Here is a 19,073-nt window from a genome sequence, read left to right as displayed (position 1 = left end):
GAGGAAGCCGGCAGACTCCTCCCGTTTGAAATGGACGGGGAGGTTTCATCTGTGAGAACGCTGAAAAAAGAATATTTGCTGCATTTGATGCTGGTGCCGGGAGTCATTGTCACGTTGATTTACGCATACGGGCCCATGGCCGGCCTTGTGATGGCCTTTCAGCAATTCGAGCCGCTGGCAGGATTCTTCCGCTCGGATTTCGTCGGTTTCGATAATTTCCACTATGTCTTCGAACTGCCCGATTTCAAGCAGGTTCTGTGGAATACCATCGTGATTTCCGTATTTAAAATGGTTTTGTTTTTACTGGTGCCCCTGATATTGGCACTGCTCCTCAACGAAGTCACGCGAAGATGGTTTTCGCGCTTTATCCAATCCGCCATCTTCCTGCCGTTCTTTCTGTCCTGGACCGTGCTCGGCGGCGTCATCATCGAATTGTTCTCCTTGAATGGTCCGGTGAACGGCCTTCTGGGCGCGCTCCATATGGAGCCGATCATGTTCATGCTGGATAATAACTGGTTCCGCGGGATCGTCATCGGATCGGATGTATGGAAAGGGATGGGTTACAACATGATCGTCATGCTTGCAGCCATCACCGGAATCCATGCGACGCTGTATGAGGCAGCGGAAGTAGACGGAGCCGGAAGATGGAAGCAGATGATTCACATCACGCTGCCGGGCATGGCGCCGATTCTCATTTTGCTTGGCGTGTTGAGCCTTGGCGGCATTCTTAACGCAGGTTTCGAGCAGATCTTGATCATGTACAACCCGACGGTTTATGAAGGGGCGGATATCATTGATACCTTCGTTTATCGACTGGGCATGTTCAGCCAGCAGTTCGGTCCTGCCGCCGCCGTCGGTTTCTTTAAATCCGTCATCTCTCTGGCGCTCGTGGCCGTGACGTACTATGCGGCTTACAAATATAACAATTATCGGATCTTTTAGGCCGGAGTGGAGGTAGGAAGATGCATAAACCAACGATCAGCAGAAGGCTGTTTGTAATCACGAATACGCTGGTGCTGTCCCTCATCACCTTGCTCGGTATCATTCCGTTCGTTCATTTGCTCTCGATTTCGCTAAGCTCGAATACGGCCGCAATGGCGGGAGAAGTGAGACTTTGGCCCGTGGGCTTTAACCTGGATGCTTACCGGTACTTGGGCGAAAAGGTAGAGTTTTTCCGTTCGTTCCGCGTCTCGCTTACCCGGGTCGTGTTGGGGACGGCGGTGAATATGCTTCTCGTATTCATAACGGCGTATCCATTATCGAAATCGAATCATCAATTTAAGTTCCGTACGCCGTATGTGTGGTTTTTTGCCATAACGATGTTTTTCGGCGGGGGATTGATTCCCACGTACATGGTCGTGAAGAATACCGGACTCATCGACTCCGTGTGGGCTTTGATTCTGCCTGGAGCGCTTAACGTATGGAACATGGTTCTGATGCTGAACTTCTTCAGGACCATCCCGAAGGAGCTGGAAGAAGCGGCAACGATTGACGGTGCGGGACACTGGAGAATATTATGGCGAATTTACCTGCCGGTTTCGCTGCCGTCCATTGCGACAATCGGTCTGTTCACCATCGTGGGGCACTGGAATTCTTGGTTTGACGGTATCCTGTACTTGAATTCGCCGGAAAAATACCCGCTGCAAACCTATTTGTCCACCCTCATTATGTCGATCAATTCCCAAATGACCTCGATTTCGATCGAACAGATCAAGGCGATGGAGAATTTGAGCGAAAAAACGCTTCGAACGGCCCAAATCTTCATGGGCGCACTGCCGATCATGGTCGTGTATCCGTTCCTGCAGAAGTATTTTGTCAAAGGGATGACGGTCGGAAGCGTGAAAGAATAAGACCTACGGAGGGAGAGGAAACGGATGAATAAAGTGAAGGTCGCCCTGATCGGAGCCGGACTGCGGGGCATCAATTATATGGAATATGCCCTGCAGCATCCCCTTGAGATGGAGGTGGTCGCCGTCGCAGAACCGAATCGGCAGCGGAGGGAACAGTTTCAAGAAAGGCATGGGCTTGAAGACGCGGCATGCTTCGAGAATTGGAATGATTTTTTTACAGCACCCAAGGTCGCGGACGCCGTGTTCATTTGTACCCAGGATAAGCAGCATTTCGAGCCGACAATGCGGGCGCTTGCGGCCGGCTACCATGTGCTTCTGGAAAAGCCGATGTCTCCGGATCCCGAAGAGTGCATCCGGATGGGTGAGATGGCTTCGCAGGCCGGTTTGGTATTTTCGATCTGTCATGTGCTTCGGTACGCGCCGTTTTTTTCCACCATCAAGGAGCTGCTGGAGCGTGAGGCTATCGGCCGATTGATGTCGATTCAGCATAACGAGAACGTGGGTTATTGGCATCAGGCGCACAGCTTTGTGCGGGGGAATTGGCGGCGGGCGGAAGATTCCAGCCCCATGATACTGGCCAAGTCCTGCCATGATCTTGATATGCTGCTCTGGCTTGCCGATTCGGATTGCGTCCGGGTATCCTCCTTCGGCTCCTTGAGCCATTTTACGGCTGCACAGGCACCGGAAGGCGCACCGAAGCGCTGCCTGGACGGATGTCCGGTCTCGGATGAGTGCCTCTATTATGCACCTGATCATTATTTGACCGAGGACACGAATTGGCCGACCTCGGCGATCAGCGACGATATGAGTTATGATGCCCGATATCAAGCGCTGCTGGAGGGGCCGTACGGCAGATGCGTATACCATTGCGACAATGACGTGGTGGATCATCAGGTCGTCAATATGGAGTTTGCCAACAGCGTGACGGTCGCCTTCACGATGAGCGCGTTTACGCGAGATGTCAGCCGCACGATCAAGCTGATGGGAACCCGCGGGGAAATCCGCGGAGCCATGGAGAAGAACGAAATAGAGATCATTCACTTTGGCAGCGGGAAGGTCGAGCGAATTTCTTTTGCGGACCGGGGCGGCCATGTCGGCCACGGCGGCGGAGATATGGGTCTGATCAAGGATTTTCTGCGATTGGTGCAGACGGGAGGAAACAATCAAGGACTTACATCGGCAAGCCGTTCCGTTCAAAGCCACCTTATGGCATTCGCGGCTGAACAGTCGAGAGTGGATGGAAGGATCATCAATCTAAATGAGTTTGCGCAGCAGTTCAGCGAGCCGATCAGAACGATGTCAGGGAAATAATGTTAGACCTTGAAGCCTGATTGCAGTCGCAGTCAGGCTTGTTTGATATAGTAAAGAAAAGACGCCGCCCCCAAGCACCTGGATATGATAAAATAAACCGGGTGCCATATCAATAAACAATCATACGGTCCATAAACCTGAATCTAGAATGGAAGAGGCACTCCGAAAGCCGGATGATCAGGAGGAAATCTCGATGGCATACGACCAGCCGGGCCGAGAGCCGCTACAGGAACTTGACCGAATTTCTTGAACAGTTGCTCAGCTGATAGGAGGACGATTTTTGAAATATCTGAAAGATGTTCAGGAACCGGGAATGGGGACCTGGTATTTTGAAGTGGATCACGATGGAACGGCTTACAGGCAGATGGTTCATGATGAGGACGGCAGCTGGATCACGTCGAACCGAAAGCATGAGTCCCGTCATTTCTTGCTGGCGGAGCATCCACTTGATCCGAAAGAACCCTATTATGAAGAAATCAGTCAAGCTGCATTCGAAGAGCTCTGGCAGAAGCAGCTTCTGGCCGGGATGGAGGACTGGCAGCGGATCCAGCGCATGTTTCCTATCGGCGCACGAGTAGAAGGCTGGATCGAGGCCTTTTTTCCGCAAGGCACTTTGATTCATTTGCTAGAGCCGCATGCGGTCGGCTTGACGGATACCTCCGCTCTGGAAGCCGGTACCCCTCCCGAATGGATATACCCTCGATATCGTGTGGTGGCCGAGGTATCCGGTTACGACCAAACCAACCAATGGGTTCTTCTTGTCGATGCAGAAGTTCTGGGAAGTCAGGATGACGAAGCTGAACCCGGCAAGTAATAGAACCGAAGATCCATTGCGTTCATCCGTTCAGGATCAACAGCCATTGCTTTTCCTTTGATGACAAGGATCGCCGAGTCTGAAAAACCACGTGAATCGTGGTTTTTTTGGTTTGCGGATGCGATTTTACAAGTGATTTGGTTTGAATTGGATATGATTTGCCATGTTCGGGTTATCCTAACCTCAAATAGAAGTTAAACGAATTCAAAAAGCCCCGGGGTGGGTAATCATGTATAATTCCAAGACTGCAGGAGGTTTGAGCATGAAGCAAACAAACGGTAGATCCGATGTCGCGATTCTTGGGATGGGCACGGCATTGCCGGTGCATTCCGTAGCTCAGTCGGATATCGCAGAATTAATTGCATCCACGCTTGAAGACAGACCCGATCTGGCCCGCTTTGCCCGAAGAGTATTTCGATCCTGCGGTGTCGAAACTCGTTATACTTGCGAATCCAACTATCTGGATCCCTTGGAGAAGTGCCGCTACTTGCATACCCATGACGCGTCCGTCATTCCGACAACCGAAGAGCGTATGGATACATATAAGAGAGAAGCCCTCCCGCTTGGCGTGGAGGCCGCCGAGAAGGCATTGAAAGATGCCGGCATGTCTCCGGATCGAATTACGCATCTCATTACGGTCAGCTGCACGGGTCAATACCAGCCGGGGATGGATGTTCTGTTGATCCGGAAGCTGGGGCTTTCTCCGCGGGTCAATCGCTTGCCATTAATCTTCCAAGGCTGCGCCGCTGGTCTTAAAGCAATCCAAATGGCGCGGGATGTTGTGAGCGGGGCGCCGGGTTCCCAGGTGCTGGTCGTGTGCGTGGAGCTTTGCACGCTTCACTTCCAGCCGGTTCGGGAGAGGGAAGCATTGTTTGCGGCTTCATTCTTCGGCGATGGTGCCTCGTCCTGTGTCATCGGTCAGCCGGAAGCAGAGCATCGGCATTATATGGAGCTCGGCACGGGATATTCCGTCCTGCTCCCGGATTCAACGGAGGATATGACGTGGGAGGTAGGCAATACGGGCTTTGATCTTTTCCTGTCGCCTCGTATTCCCAAATTGCTCGGTACCCATCTGGAGGATGAGCTTCGTGTTCTGCTGGGAGGCGACAAGCTTCCGGAATTATGGGCGATCCATCCGGGCGGCCGGGGCATCGTAGATTCAGTGCAGGAAGTCATGCGCTTGACCGACGAGCAAACCCAATACAGCCGGGAGATTCTAAGAACGGCAGGCAATCTCTCCTCCGTGACGATTATGTTCGTGCTGAACGCGATGCGCCAGAAGATGAAAGAACGGGATGAAGCTTCGACGGAAGGAGTAGCCATGGCTTTCGGACCTGGCTTAACGGCGGAGCTTATGCGTTTTGCCTATGTGAAGGCTTATGCGCCATCGGTTAAGGAGCAGGACCATGTCCTTCTTTAGAACGCTGTCCATCCGGGCACAAGAAGATGAGCTTATGGATGACTTCACCATGGGCGGAGAAGAGCTGAGCGAAGCGCTCCGGCATTTAAGGCGGTTGAATCGCATATTCGCGGCACCGGGCCCGACCTTGGACGGCGTGGTGAAGCTCTGGAAATCGATCGGCTGTCCGTATACCCTTAGCATCATGGATGTTGGCGCGGGTTCCGGCGATGTGAACCGGAAGCTGCTGCAATGGTCAGATCAAATGGGCGTGGAGCTGAGCATTACCTTAGTCGATGTGACGGAAGAAGCCTGCGAAGAGGCGAGACGGCTGTTTCGTCATGAACCGAGGGTTCATGTCCGCCGCGCGGACGTTAAGGAACTGCCCGATGCGTCAGCTGATATCGTGACCGGATCCCAGTTCATCCACCATTTTCAGGGACAGCAGCTCATGGAGATCGTGTCGCATATGCTGCGAACCTCCGTTCATGGCGTCGTCATTAACGATATCCATCGGCATCCTGTGCCTTACGCGGCCGTCTGGATCACAACGCGTCTCATCTCACGCAATCGTTATATTCGTCACGATGGGCCGTTATCGGTTGCCAAGGGGTTTAAAGGGAGAGATTGGAGAGAGCTGAAAGAGCAGCTTAATCACGCCACTTTGACCTATCGATGGAAGCCATTGTTCCGCTATTCCGTTGTTATCCCAAACGATAGGAAGCCATAATCGGCTGCCAAAACCGATGGCTAAATTCTTCATGCAAGCTAAAAGGCGGGTGTTCAGATATGTCAAAGCAAGCCGATGTAATGGTCATCGGCGCGGGAGTTGCCGGCACGAGCTGTGCCCTGCAGCTTGCCAAGCAGGGGCATCGTACGATCCTGCTGGATCGTCAATCCTTTCCGCGCCACAAAACCTGCGGCGAATTCATGTCCCCAGAAACCCGAGAGATGCTGGAATATCTGGGTGTCCATCTTCAAGTCCAGGAGGTGAACCCCGCTGCGATGGATCATGCCTCTATCGTGATGCCTCATGGCGGCGTCATCACCGCTCCGTTACCGGGTAAGGCTACCGGCATCAGCCGTTATGAGCTGGATCGCCTATTGCATGAGAGTGCTGTAAGCGCGGGTGCGGAAATCGTAACGGGGTCTACCGTGACCGAGATCCGGAAGCGGGGCGATCATCGATATGAAATCGAAACGAGGCAAGGGAACGAGCTGATTCAGTATGAGGCAAGAGCCGTCATTGGAGCCTACGGCACTAAAAAGCCGCGCGGTGTTGCTTCAGCCGAAACATATCGCGATGATACCGTATATGTCGGTGTTAAATCGCACTTTGCCGGCATCACTGTGCCTTCCAGGGTGGAGTTGTATTTTTGCGAGGGCGGTTATGTCGGGATATCGCCGGTCGAGAATGGGAAGGTCAACGTGGCTGCATTGCTGACCTTGAATTCGGTACAAGGAAGCGGCAAATCGGTACCCGAAATTCTCAAAGCCGCATCGCGCTCGAACAACAGGTTAACTGAACGGTTGGCTGAAGGAGAGCCGATAGAAGGCACCCAGGTATCGATTGCCCCGCTTCGTTTATCCGACAGACCGGAACCGTGGTCGCAATATCCTCACATCGGGGATGCCATGCTGATGCTTCCGCCGCTTTGCGGAGACGGAATGTCGGTTGCCCTGCGTTCATCTCTGTTGTGCTCCGGCTGGACCGACAAATATTTAAACGGAGTAATCAACTTCGCTCAATGGCAAAATCAGTACACGCACGAAGCCAATCGCACCTTTGCGCAGCTGCTTCGAAGGGCGAGAAGAATTCAGAATCTGGCTTTTGCCAAAAGCAATCGCTTCTATCCCGGCATCGTCCGGATGATCCCCGGACTGGCCTCCTATATCGTCAAAGCCACCCGATTATCCGAATCGGGCATGGGCACCAGATAAGCCGCATCCTTGCGGCTTTTTTGTTTGCTGATGTTCAGATCCATGGATTGACTGGTGATAAACAATCGCTTATTATATCCTTATATTAATAGACGAATATAAATAACGTCTATATTTTAGTTAATCGATAACGGAGGGATGTAATATGCAGGACGAAAATACGGCTAACCCGCCTTGTATCCTTCGAAACACCCTTGATTTCCAGTTCCAAATCGCTTGGCAGTTGCTTGATTTGCATCTCACGGGCCTTCAAGACGAGGAGTTTTTTTGGCGGCCTGCCTCGAAGGGGCTTCATGTTTATCGCGAATCCGGAATCTGGCGCGCGGAATGGCCGGAATCCGAGGAGTACGACATCGGCCCGCCCAGCATATCCTGGCTGACATGGCATATCACCTATTGGTGGACGATGGTGCTGAACCATTCGTTCGGAAACGGGGCGATGACCCGCAACGATATCCATTCTGCTGGGAGCGTTCAAGAGGCCAGAGAGCGGATGAACGATTTGAGACTGAGATGGGAACGTGAAGCGGCGGCGTTGACGGACGATGCTTTTCTTTCGACGGAACGAACCAAGTGGCCCTTCACGGATCAACCCTTTCATAAGCTGTCGGCCTGGCTTAATGTCGAGCTGATGAAAAATGCGGCTGAGATCGGCTATGGTCGCTTCCTATACGCAGTAAACAGGAAATAATAGATGTATCCCCGGTGTCAAACATCGTATAATGAAACTTAATAGGATATGATATGATGCGAGTCAATATCTTAAATGGGAGGAACTTGAATGCGCATACAATATGACCGTTTTCCGAATGGCGCCAAGAAGGCACTGACGCTTAGCTTTGATGATGGCCGCGAATATGATCGGAAATTGGTCAAGAAGCTGAATGAATACGGAATACGGGGCACGTTTCATTTGAACAGCGGAACGCTTGGCAAAGACGGATACATCGACCCTTCGGAGGTCGCATCCTTGTACTGGGGGCATGAGGTATCAGCGCATACCGTGGATCATCCCTTCCTGGAGCAAATACCTACCGAACAAGTGGTGGAGCAGGTCGTAGAGGACCGGAAAGCGTTAGAAGCTTTGGTTCTTTACCCCATTAAGGGAATGAGTTATCCGTTCGGCACTTACAGTGAACAAGTGATCGGCCTTTTAAGATATGTCGGCATGGAATACGCTCGCACGGTAAACAGCCATGGCTCGTTTCATAAGCCCGATGATTGGCTTCGTTGGCATCCGACTTGTCATCATAAAGAAATGGTGGAATACGCGGAGAAGTTCGTGGATATGCAGCAGATTTTCTCCAGGATGGCCATCCTGTACGTGTGGGGCCACAGTTATGAGTTCGAGAACGACCGAAACTGGGATCTCGTGGATCGGTTCGGGGACATGATCGGCGGCCGGAATGATATCTGGTATGCCACGAATGCCGAGATCTACGCGTACTGCAGTGCCTTGGACCAACTTCGTTTCTCGGCAGATAGCCGGATGATCCATAACCCCAGTGCCTTAAACGTATGGATTAGCGCAGATGGCGAGCCTTTAGAGATCAAAGGTGGTCAGATAGCGCGTTTGTAGATTTGGAAGGTGGAGCCCAGCGTAGACTCAAGTTCTTAAGCATAAGAAAAAAAGAGGGATGCAGGACTGCACTGCTGTGTGCAGGTCTTGCATCCCTCTATGTACATGAGTTCAGTTTTCGATGACGATGCGATTCAGCTTAAGATTCACTGGCGCGGCAATCGTATCGCCCACAGGGCATTTACTCTCCAGGAATGCCACGAACGACTCCACCTTATCGGCGGGCGATGGTGTCTTGATGTAAAACGTATATCGAATGTCGGAGTATCCGGGACGTACCTCGGAGCGGTTAAAAAATCCGTCCAAATCCAAGTCGCCTTCGACGTCACCCTGAAATCCTCGAGCACCACATCGAATTTCGGCGCATAAACGCGGGCCACGATCGATTGGCAAGCACCCAAGGAAGCAAGCAAGGCTTCGACGGGATTCATTCCGGTATCCGTACCGCCGAGACTTTGAGGCTCATCGATGACCAGCTCGAATTGTCTTGCTTTCGTTATGACTTTTACCCCTTCTTGCAATTGGGCGGTAGCTTTAAACGTTTGAACATTTGGCATGTGGAATCTCTCCTTTTCCGGGCAGCCTAAGGTTGGACGGTTATTTGCCGTTTTTTTAAAACATACTATATTAGTAGGGTTAGTATGAATTATAATTCTAGTGTTTCGGATCTGTCAATATAATATAAGGTCGGGATCGCCATGTGATCCGTAGTGGATCACAAAAAGAACGTGTTTTCATCTTGAAAACACGTTCTAAAGGAACTATTATTTTTCGGAGGCCTGGTTTTGCTGTTTCAGCAAATCGCGAATTTCAGCCAACAAAACTTCTTCCTTCGACGGAGCCGGCGGTTCTTCGGCTTTGGTCTCTTCTTTGCGTTTGAAGCGGTTGAGCGTTCGGATGAACATGAATATCGAGAAGGATACGATCAGGAAATCCACGACGGTTTGAAGGAAGACTCCATATGTCAGCGTTGCGTCCCCGATGGTTGCCTTCAGCCCTGATAAATCCACTCCGCCAAGAAGCAAGCCAATCACCGGCATAATGATATCGCTCACGAGCGAGGATACGATCTTGCCGAAGGCTGCCCCTATGATCACCCCGATGGCCAAATCCAGCACATTACCCTTGAGTGCAAAGGTTTTAAATTCTTTTAACAAATTCATAATCGGTCACCTGCTTTTCGATCCATATGATTAGGCAGCTAGCTGCCACTCGAATAATCCTAACAGCAACCCGCTATTTCCGCAAGATCGGAAAGTCGGATATGATACATGAGCCTTCGTTCGGATATTGATTCGGTGAGACTCCCGAGCAGGTTGACCAATGGGAGGTTTTCATGTTAAGTTTTTTTATATTCGGACTATAATGGGTGTTCATACAGAGGAGGGATAAAGCGATGACTGAATTAGAGGTTGTAGATGTTGATGTGAACCTGTCGAAACGGGGAACACTAGACAAGGTTCACACCATAACCAATCAGATACCGGAACTTTATCCTTCTATATTCATATACAGGCATGCTTAGCGATGACTTGATCAATCGCTTGGTTTCTTTATGGTATAGCTAGGATAACGTTAGCGTGGATAGCACCGGGGATCTGGTGTTATCTGCGCTTTTTTCGTTCTGAAATATCGCCATAGAGGAATGAGTAAAATGTCATTAATTAATGTAACGAACCTAACCTTTGCTTATGAAAGCAGTTATGATCCTATATTCGAGAATGTAAGCTTTCAAATCGATACCGATTGGAAGTTAGGATTTACCGGAAGAAACGGCAGAGGGAAAACCACGTTCTTGAACCTGCTGCAGGGCAAGTATGAATACAGCGGGAATATTTCGTCCGCCGTGAGCTTCGACTATTTTCCTTACCAAGTCGAGCACAAGGAATATCTTACCCAGGATGTAATCGAAGAGATTTATCCGGAGTATGTTCATTGGCAAATCGTGCGCGAGCTTAACTTGCTGAAGGTATCGGAAGATGTTCTGTATCGGCCTTATGAATCATTGTCGAACGGAGAACAAACCAAAGTGATGTTGGCGGCGCTCTTTACCAAAGAGAACCGCTTCCTGTTGATCGACGAGCCGACCAATCATCTTGACATGCATGCGAGAAAATCGGTCAGCGACTATCTCAACAAAAAAAGCGGGTACATTCTGGTATCTCACGATCGAGCATTCCTGGATGACTGTGTCGACCACATCCTGTCCATCAATAAAACCAATATCGAGATTCAAAAGGGCAATTTCTCCGCATGGTGGGAAAATAAAAAGCGACAGGATCAATTTGAGCTTGCCAGTGACGAGAAACTCAGGAAAGACATTAAACGATTAACTGATTCTGCCAAAAGAACGGGGAATTGGTCGCATGAAGTTGAAAAAACGAAAAACGGCACCAGAAATTCCGGCTCCAAAGTCGATAAAGGCTATATTGGCCACAAGGCAGCCAAAATGATGAAACGCTCCAAAAACCTGGAGCAGCGGCAACAATCCGCTATTGAAGAAAAATCGAAGCTCCTTAAAAATATCGAGAGCTCCGAGAGTCTTGCGATTTCCCAGCTCGAGTATCACAAAAAGCAGCTGGCCGAGCTGGAGAATATATCGATCTCATATGGCTCCAAGACGGTGTGTGAGAACGTAAGTTTCACGATCGAACAAGGGGAGCGAATTGCCCTTTCGGGTAAAAACGGTTCAGGAAAGTCCAGCATCCTAAAATTAATATGCGGTGAAGATCTGCAGTACACGGGACATCTCAGCAGGGATCGTCAGCTGAAAATATCCTACGTATCCCAGGACACGTCCCATCTTCGGGGCAGTTTGTCGGATTATGCCACCAGCAGCGGAATTGACGAGAGCCTGTTTAAATCCATCTTGCGGAAGCTCGATTTCTCGAGGCTCCAGTTCGAAAAGGATATTTCGACTTATAGCGGGGGACAGAAGAAGAAGGTCCTGATCGCCAAAAGTCTTAGTGAGCAGGCTCATTTGCATATTTGGGATGAACCGCTAAATTTTATTGACGTTATTTCCCGTATGCAAATTGAAGAGCTATTGCTGGAATATGCACCGACCATTCTGTTTGTGGAGCATGATCGTGCATTTTGCGAAAATGTCGCAACGAAAATCGTTGAGCTTGAAGGCAATCAAGAAGCATAAGAAAGAACAAGGCGGTTATCCCGGGAAGAAGCGGGAGTATGGAGTAGCTAGGCCATGGTTCTTTAAATAGGAAATTTCAAAAAAAAGCTGTCCGCACATTAGCGGCAGCTTTTTTTAACATTTTATTGTTATATCATCTAGGTAATCTTACAGAAACCCAGCCTCGCTTGCTTTCAATTGCACTCTACCTTAATTGCCTTCTCGAATCAACTGGAGCAGCTGATCCGTGTAAAAAGTCAGCTCGTTCTCCGAAGACAGATCCTTTAGCAGCGCTTGGATCAAAAAGGGTCGAGGACGTTCTGCGGAGAACTCTTCCCGCAGCATTGCCGTTACCTCAGACAAGTCATTTTTTCTAGAATTCGCAGTGGACATATCGGGGATAATCGACTCGATCGTATCCATCAACGCCGTTCTTCGAATTTCTTGCGTATGGGTAAGTGCTTCTAGATCAATCATCGAATATTCCTTCATGAGTTCGTCGGTGAGAAGGGGACGGGGATCACGTTTTTCCAACCCCAGTACAAGATCATCCATTCGCTCCGCAATGAAAACAGCCAATTCCTTTTGAATGAGCGGCTTGAATCCAAACAAGACATGAAAGGTATACTCGCGGATCAATCCGTTAAAGACGGCAGTAGCATCCCGTTTCCATTCCGCTATCGAATCCCCGTACTGACGGAGCAAAATATCTTGGTAATAACGAAACATATTCAACTGGAGTTGATGAATGACGGAACCGATCTTGTCACTGTTAGCCGGCGGGAGCTCGTTGTGATCACGCGAAATATAATATCCATGCTCGATGAAAAAATCGAATTGGTAAGCGATCTCCTCAATAAATGTTTCCCTGCGGGATAAACCTTTTTTGCGGATCTGTTCTACGGCATCAATCATATCTTGCTGTCGTTTCTCCAGAATTCGGATATACAGCTCCTCTTTGGAACCGAAATATTTATAGATTGAGCCTTTAGCGATGCTGCAATCATCCGCGATATCTTGAATCGAAGTGGCCTGATATCCTTTTTCGGCAAAGGAACGAATAGCCTTTGTGTCAAACGGGTATCCATCAAATTTTTTATCGAAAAATATAACATTTTGGTATGCTCGTCCATCTAATCTTATAGAGGGCCCTCAAAAGGAGATGAATATCGTGCGAGAATTGGAACATGAAGTCAAGAGAGCGCAGCTAGGAGATCGTGAAGCGTTTATCCGGCTCTTCCGGAGGCTGGAACCCGAACTGTACGGCTTGGCGAATTCCATTCTAAAACGCGATGAAGATTGTGCGGATGCTTTTCAGGAGACAACACTTAAAGCATATAAATCTTTATCTACATTACAAAAACCAAAGTACTTTAAAACCTGGGTGATTCGGATTCTGATCAATGAATGCAATCAGCTGCTTCGAAGCAGAGAGCGTACCGTAGTCATGGCAGAAGTGCCTGAGCGCATACGAACATCCAATTATTATGAAGACAGCCACAAGCTGGATCTTCGTGAAGCGGTAGAACGCTTAGATGAATCGCTTCGAATCGTTATACACTTGTTCTATTTTCAGGATTTGCCCATTAAGGAAATCGCAAGTGTGCTTGATATTACGGATGGTGCTGTAAGGGCGCGTCTTTACAGAGCGCGGGGAATATTGTTTGACCAGGTAAAACAAAATCGGAAGGGGAAGCTGGCCTATGAATCCTTTTGACTTGGATAAAGAACTGCGGGAGATAGGGAAGGGGCCACGGAGCGAGGTTCCGGATATGATTCGCCGCCATCAGGATGAGGTTTACGCTTCTCTGACAGATCTTCCGATGTCAACGAGATCGAATCAGCAACATCGTTCCACTAAGATACGCAGAATGGTAGCAACTACGGCCGCGGCGGCCATGATTGCGGTGATAACCAGTGCTTACGTATCACCGGTAATGGCAGAATCGCTAAAAAAAATTCCGCTGATCAGCAGTATTTTCAGGTTAGCCGATGATTTGGGGCTTCAAACAGCGGGGGAGCGAGGTTTGGCAGCTGAACCGAACGCTAGCGTAACGCACCAAGGTGTGACCCTTCGAATACCGCAGGTTGTATATGACGGGACTCGTTTGTCCCTGGCGGTGAAGCGGGAGGGTGAAGGATTTACCGGGGGGATTTCGGATGTTGAAGTTATCCAGGAGGACATGGATACAACGCTTAGATTTCAAAGAGGAGCCATAACCAATGTGGAGATGCTCATAGACGGCACCTCCATCCATGACCCCGGCCTAAGCGATAAACCGGGTCTGATTGGCAAGCCGACTTCGGATCCCAACGTCGTACTGTACGAACTCATAGGCTTTTCACATTCAGAAAATCATAATCAATCCTTGCCGGATCAATTCCAGTTGACGGCCAAAATTACGCTTGAAGGAATTGATGCCCCTTATTTCTTTAATGTACCTGTTCGGAAAAATGCAGATCAAATTACGGTCTCGTCTGGAGAAACAAGAGAATGGAACGGGTTTCAAATTACGCTGGAGCAGCTGAAGTTCACTCCAATCACCACAGATCTCATCTTGAATCTGGAACGCACGGACAAGTCAGGGGAGCTTGGGCTTGGTGAGCATAATCTGTTGTTCGAGGTTTGGGATGATCGGGGGAGAGAGCTCGGCCGGATTTCCGGGAAGGGAGTCTACCGGGATGATCGACAACAACAACAGCGGCTGGAGTTGATGTTTGACCGGTTTGAGGATGCGCCAGAATCCATAACGATCAAGCCATTCCTGCCCGTCTTTCAAGATCCCGTAGCTAACAGCGGCTTGTACAAAGTCGATAGTACCGGAGAAATAGTCAAGACGTACCTGAAAGAATTGGAGATTACCATTCCAGTGGATCATCTCGGTTTGGATAAGCTCTATGACGTTCAATGGTAAAAATATAAAAAGACATATCAAGGAGATCCTATGAAAAAAATATGTAAAGTCATGTCTACGGCAGCACTCGCTGCGATGCTTCTTGGGGGAACAGTCTTGGGTCATGCTGACGCAGCCGCCGATAAGGCTAGTGTCAGCAGCAATTCTGCACAGATAATGGCTGCTGCTTCAGCCATAACTGTTACACAATCCGGAATCACTCTTCGGGTAACCAAGGCAGTATACGACGGGAACCATGTCAGCATTACGATCAAACGGAGTGGCAAAGGATTTACTGGTGGAATTACGGAAGGGAAGCGGGATAGCAAGACCGGTGAATATATTATGGAGAAAGGTTCCATCAGCAATATGAGCATCCTGATCGAAGGAACATCAATCCATGAGACCGGAAGTCTGGCGCAAAAACCAAGTTTAAGCTGGCAAGCAGGCGCTGATCCGAACACAGCGATCATTACCTTGACGGACGCTTCACATCTTGGAGGAAACATCAAGGCTTTTCCCGATAAATTTAAGCTCAATGCCACAATTTCCCTTGAAGGTGTAAGCAAACCCTTCAAGTTGGATATTCCGATAAAAAAAGGTTCAAGTAAGCCGATCGTTCTAAAGCCAAATGTCACCAAGAAATCGAATGGTCTAAGCATGACATTGAACAAGGCTGCCCTTACGACTACTTCGACAAGATTACAGCTCATCCTAAAAGGTCCTGGCAAGGATTCGATTTCCTTTGATGTTGTGGATGATCAAGGTAGACAGCTTAACATGATCAGTGGCAGGGGGTCCGACGAGAATAATAAAAAAGGTGATTACTATTATGATATCCTCCTTGATGCGCTGGGCAAAAATGTGAACTCATTGACCATAAAGCCCTTTAAGCCTGAGCTGAAAGATGAAACCTCCGGTCAATATAAGTTGGACAGCAAAGGCAACATCATCAAACAATACATGAAAGATATTGAGATTCGCCTTTTGGTTAAATAGCGAACGAACATAAAAAATAGAAATCGAATGGAGAGAAAAAAACATGAAAACAATGTATAAAGTAATGAGTACCGTGGCACTGACAGGTATGATTCTGGGTGGAGCAGTATGGGGAACTGCTCAAGCGGCGAGTATAACGGCAACAAAGCCTCAAGCGTCCAGCATGGTCCAAGACGAATCCAAGGTAGTTAGCGATACCCAACAAGAGATTACCCTTGGAGTGTCCAAATCTTTATACGACGGCAACCATGTTAAAGTTGAACTGCAGCGAAGCGGTAAAGGACTTTCCGGCAGTTTAACCGGTGGCCATTGGGATGAGCAGATGGGTGAATATATCCATGATAAAGGTTCTATCCGCCAAATGGACGTCTTCATTGACGGTAAATCTTTACACGAATTTGCGGGAGGGGATTTGTCGAAAAGACCAAGCGTAAGCACATCACCGGGTACAGAAGCGAATCATGCGATTATGATACTGAGCGATGCTTCCCTGCTTGGAGGTAATCTTGAAGCTTTTCCTGACGAGTTCAAGTTAACGGCTAAAATACATCTGGAAGGTGTTCAAAAACCGTTCACATTGGAGATTCCTATCCAAAAAATGGTGAACAAACCGGTTGTTCTTCAGCCTAACATAATTAAAAAAATGGATGATCTCCGCTTGACGCTTAAGCAGGTTCATTCAACAGCTCACTCCACCCGAATTCAGTTCGTTCTGAAGGGCGGACATGATTCAACGATCCTGTATGATTTCTTTGATGATCAAGGTAATGAACTGGAGCGAATATCGGGAAGAGGCACCGATGAGAACAACAAGAACGGTGATTTCTATTACGACTTCATTCTGGAGGCTCCGGATGCGAGCGCAAAATCTATTATCATGAAGCCGTTCACACCTGAATTCAAAGATCCCAATGCAGCTTCAGGCGAATTCAAACTGGATAAGAACGGAGAGATCGTCAAAAATTACTTGAAAGATCTTGAGGTGAGTATCCCTATTAAATAATTCACTAGATTACAATTTTGGAGCAAGTGAAGAAGTGCCCGTCAAAACTTCTGCGGGCACTTCTTTTTATATTTTCTAAATTACGAAATTCAACCAATAATTAACCTGAATTCGCAATTGATAAGAAATATACTTGCATCTGGCATGTTATGATCTGAAGAGACAAGGAAGTCATAGAAGCAAGCTGGTTTTAACATTTAATTTACTTATACGAGGGAGTGTGACAATCGATGATTAGCAAAATTGGTCAAATTATGGTGTACGTGAATAATCAGGATCAAGCCGTAAAGTTTTGGACTGAAGTGGTAGGATTTCAAGTCATATCAGAAGAGAATAACGGTGAAATGAGATGGATTGAAATTGCTCCTACGAAGGAAACAGAAACAACCATCATTCTGCATGATAAGGAGCTCGTAGCCAAAATGTCGCCGGGATTACATTTGGGCACACCTTCTTTAATGTTTATCACCGAAGATTTCGATGCGCTGCACAGCCATCTAACCAGCTGCAATATCACGGTCGGCGAAGTGGTGAATATGCCTTCCGGTAGAGTGTTCAACTTTGCAGACTATGAAGAAAACTATTTTGCTGTCATGGAAAAATAATAATAACCGGTCCGTAAAAACAACCATAGATCACATGGATGTGAAGTCGCCTATTTGGCGGCTTTTTCGTATTTTCTTTTATAGGGAAGAAATGCTCCCGCTGACATGCTTTAGCCGCCTGATTCAAACCGCTGAGATGATGTGCATTATACTTTTTTCCTGCATTCGCTATAATGGATACAGTGCTTTGAGGAAGGGAATGTCATACATGAAGAAAGTCATCGTCATAGGCTCTGGAATTCTGGGGGCATCGACCGCCTTTCAGTTAGCCAAAATGGGAGCGGAAGTCCTCGTTATAGACCGCAAAGATCAAGGGCAGGCTACCGATGCCGCGGCAGGAATTATATGTCCCTGGCTGTCGCAAAGGCGGAATCAAGCATGGTATCGATTGGCCAAAGCAGGCGCACGCTTTTATCCCGAGTTAATAAACGAGCTGATCAGCGAGGGCGAGACGGAAACGGGATACGCCCAAGTCGGCGCCCTTAGCATTCATGAAGATGTGAACAAAATCAGTAAGATGGAGGAACGGGCCCATAACAGAAAAGCGGATGCTCCGGAAATCGGTGAGATAACCCGGCTGAATGAGGAAGAAACCCATGAGCATTTCCCATTGCTCCGAGATGGCTATCATTCCGTTCACATTAGCGGCGCCGCCCGTGTCGATGGTCGTGCACTGCGCGATGCGCTGATTCGATCCGCTCAGAGGAACGGGGCCAAGCTTATAAACGGGGATGCCGCATTGTTATATCAAGCAAATCGTGTAACCGGAGCAGCTGTCGGAGGAAGCAGCTTTGCAGCAGATGAAGTCATTGTTTGTGCTGGTGCATGGGCTAATCAATTGCTTCAGCCACTAGGCATTCATTTTCAGGTTCGTTTTCAAAAAGCGCAAATCATGCATGTGCAGGCGGCTGACCAGCAAGATACAGGCACCTGGCCGGTCGTCATGCCGCCATCGGATCAATATTTACTCTCTTTTGATAACCAGAAGATTGTGATCGGAGCGACTCACGAAAATGAAGTCGAAGGCTACGATACGAGAATAACAGCAGGCGGCATGCAGGAAATCCTGAATAAAGGATTGGCCTTGGCGCCGGTCCTAGCTGACAGCACGTTTCAGGAAGTACGTGTCGGGTTTCGTCCGTTTACTCCCGGATTTCTTCCGGTAATGGGTGCTGTCCCTGGCTGGGAAGGCCTAATTACGGCAAACGGACTGGGCGCGTCCGGACTGACGATGGGCCCCTTTATCGGCTGTCAATTGGCGAAATTGGCACTTGGAATACCACTGGATATCGACATCGATGCTTATGATATCCGTACAGCGATCGAAGAGCGCTGAAGCATGGCGGCCAAATCGATCCTGAGCAAGCAATTGGTGAGCGGGATCTTCAGTCACGGGATCATGTGTACATGTGGACGAAGTGAGGTTGAATTTGAATATAAAGAAAGCCGCGAAAATGAACTTAACCCTGTCAAGTAGACAACCTTAAAAAGCAGCCTTAAGCAACCTTAGTTCGGTACTCAATTGGACTAAGGTTGTTTAGTTTTTGT

General features: G+C 48.6%; 18 protein-coding genes and 1 pseudogene. 16 read left to right on the top strand and 3 right to left on the bottom strand.

Annotation, left to right across the window (positions count from 1 at the left end):
• Positions 1 to 51: 51 nt before the first annotated feature.
• The 9 genes from BMX45_RS28530 to BMX45_RS28490 all read left to right on the top strand — a co-directional run bounded on the left by BMX45_RS28530 (position 52) and on the right by BMX45_RS28490 (position 8,894).
• A complete protein-coding gene (locus BMX45_RS28530; protein WP_090913926.1) occupies positions 52 to 942 on the top strand; it encodes an ABC transporter permease in 891 nt (296 codons plus the stop codon).
• Between the two features lie 20 nt (positions 943 to 962).
• The gene (locus BMX45_RS28525) at positions 963 to 1,850 is read left to right on the top strand and encodes a carbohydrate ABC transporter permease (protein WP_090913924.1); all 888 of its coding nucleotides are present in this window, start codon (positions 963 to 965) and stop codon (positions 1,848 to 1,850) included.
• Positions 1,851 to 1,874: 24 nt separating this feature from the next.
• Positions 1,875 to 3,161: a Gfo/Idh/MocA family protein gene (locus BMX45_RS28520; RefSeq protein WP_090913922.1), complete on the top strand. Its 1,287-nt coding sequence runs from the start codon at positions 1,875 to 1,877 to the stop codon at positions 3,159 to 3,161.
• A 280-nt stretch (positions 3,162 to 3,441) separates the two neighbouring features.
• Entirely contained in the window at positions 3,442 to 3,975 is a 534-nt protein-coding gene (locus BMX45_RS28515) for a hypothetical protein (RefSeq protein ID WP_090913920.1), read from the top strand.
• Between the two features lie 262 nt (positions 3,976 to 4,237).
• Complete coding sequence (locus tag BMX45_RS28510; RefSeq protein WP_090913918.1) at positions 4,238 to 5,395, top strand: type III polyketide synthase; 1,158 nt, start codon at positions 4,238 to 4,240, stop codon at positions 5,393 to 5,395.
• Positions 5,382 to 6,104: a methyltransferase domain-containing protein gene (locus BMX45_RS28505; RefSeq protein ID WP_090913915.1), complete on the top strand. Its 723-nt coding sequence runs from the start codon at positions 5,382 to 5,384 to the stop codon at positions 6,102 to 6,104. Before BMX45_RS28510 ends, BMX45_RS28505 begins: the two co-directional genes overlap by 14 nt.
• 59 nt (positions 6,105 to 6,163) lie before the next feature.
• Positions 6,164 to 7,315 (top strand): NAD(P)/FAD-dependent oxidoreductase, encoded by a 1,152-nt coding sequence (locus tag BMX45_RS28500; RefSeq protein WP_090913913.1) that lies wholly within the window; start codon positions 6,164 to 6,166, stop codon positions 7,313 to 7,315.
• Between the two features lie 145 nt (positions 7,316 to 7,460).
• Positions 7,461 to 8,006 (top strand): DinB family protein, encoded by a 546-nt coding sequence (locus tag BMX45_RS28495; protein ID WP_090913911.1) that lies wholly within the window; start codon positions 7,461 to 7,463, stop codon positions 8,004 to 8,006.
• A 90-nt stretch (positions 8,007 to 8,096) separates the two neighbouring features.
• On the top strand, positions 8,097 to 8,894 hold the full coding sequence (locus BMX45_RS28490; RefSeq protein WP_090913909.1) for a polysaccharide deacetylase family protein: 798 nt from the start codon (positions 8,097 to 8,099) through the stop codon (positions 8,892 to 8,894).
• Between the two features lie 111 nt (positions 8,895 to 9,005).
• Here BMX45_RS28490 and BMX45_RS28485 read toward each other — a convergent pair.
• Together BMX45_RS28485 and mscL are read right to left on the bottom strand one after the other, a co-directional pair.
• A pseudogene (locus BMX45_RS28485) lies at positions 9,006 to 9,325 on the bottom strand (OsmC family protein).
• A gap of 333 nt (positions 9,326 to 9,658) precedes the next feature.
• Positions 9,659 to 10,057 (bottom strand): large conductance mechanosensitive channel protein MscL, encoded by a 399-nt coding sequence (mscL, locus tag BMX45_RS28480; RefSeq protein ID WP_015735016.1) that lies wholly within the window; start codon positions 10,055 to 10,057, stop codon positions 9,659 to 9,661.
• Positions 10,058 to 10,548: 491 nt separating this feature from the next.
• Between mscL and BMX45_RS28475 the strand changes: the two genes are divergently transcribed.
• Positions 10,549 to 12,045 carry an Lsa family ABC-F type ribosomal protection protein gene (locus BMX45_RS28475; RefSeq protein WP_090913907.1) on the top strand — a complete coding sequence of 499 codons (1,497 nt, stop codon included), beginning with the start codon at positions 10,549 to 10,551 and terminating at the stop codon, positions 12,043 to 12,045.
• A 189-nt stretch (positions 12,046 to 12,234) separates the two neighbouring features.
• Here the strand turns inward: BMX45_RS28475 and BMX45_RS28470 are convergent, their stop codons facing one another.
• Positions 12,235 to 13,086, bottom strand: a complete 852-nt coding sequence (locus BMX45_RS28470; protein ID WP_254778345.1) for a TetR/AcrR family transcriptional regulator — start codon at positions 13,084 to 13,086, stop codon at positions 12,235 to 12,237.
• Positions 13,087 to 13,186: 100 nt separating this feature from the next.
• Between BMX45_RS28470 and BMX45_RS28465 the strand changes: the two genes are divergently transcribed.
• From BMX45_RS28465 to BMX45_RS28440, 6 genes are all read left to right on the top strand, one after another.
• Positions 13,187 to 13,741, top strand: coding sequence for a sigma-70 family RNA polymerase sigma factor (locus BMX45_RS28465; protein ID WP_175495232.1), 555 nt, complete (start codon positions 13,187 to 13,189; stop codon positions 13,739 to 13,741).
• A 1-nt stretch (position 13,742) separates the two neighbouring features.
• The gene (locus tag BMX45_RS28460) at positions 13,743 to 14,939 is read left to right on the top strand and encodes a DUF4179 domain-containing protein (protein ID WP_217648133.1); all 1,197 of its coding nucleotides are present in this window, start codon (positions 13,743 to 13,745) and stop codon (positions 14,937 to 14,939) included.
• A gap of 51 nt (positions 14,940 to 14,990) precedes the next feature.
• Complete coding sequence (locus tag BMX45_RS28455; RefSeq protein ID WP_175495231.1) at positions 14,991 to 15,917, top strand: DUF5643 domain-containing protein; 927 nt, start codon at positions 14,991 to 14,993, stop codon at positions 15,915 to 15,917.
• A gap of 43 nt (positions 15,918 to 15,960) precedes the next feature.
• Entirely contained in the window at positions 15,961 to 16,920 is a 960-nt protein-coding gene (locus BMX45_RS28450) for a DUF5643 domain-containing protein (protein WP_090913896.1), read from the top strand.
• Positions 16,921 to 17,150: 230 nt separating this feature from the next.
• A complete protein-coding gene (locus BMX45_RS28445) occupies positions 17,151 to 17,525 on the top strand; it encodes a VOC family protein (RefSeq protein ID WP_090913894.1) in 375 nt (124 codons plus the stop codon).
• A 208-nt stretch (positions 17,526 to 17,733) separates the two neighbouring features.
• Positions 17,734 to 18,861 carry an NAD(P)/FAD-dependent oxidoreductase gene (locus BMX45_RS28440; protein ID WP_090913891.1) on the top strand — a complete coding sequence of 376 codons (1,128 nt, stop codon included), beginning with the start codon at positions 17,734 to 17,736 and terminating at the stop codon, positions 18,859 to 18,861.
• Positions 18,862 to 19,073 lie beyond the last annotated feature (212 nt).

Source organism: Paenibacillus sp. cl141a (assembly GCF_900109305.1).
Lineage (GTDB): Bacteria > Bacillota > Bacilli > Paenibacillales > Paenibacillaceae > Paenibacillus_AQ > Paenibacillus_AQ lautus_A.
This window is presented reverse-complemented; position numbering and strand designations above follow the sequence as displayed.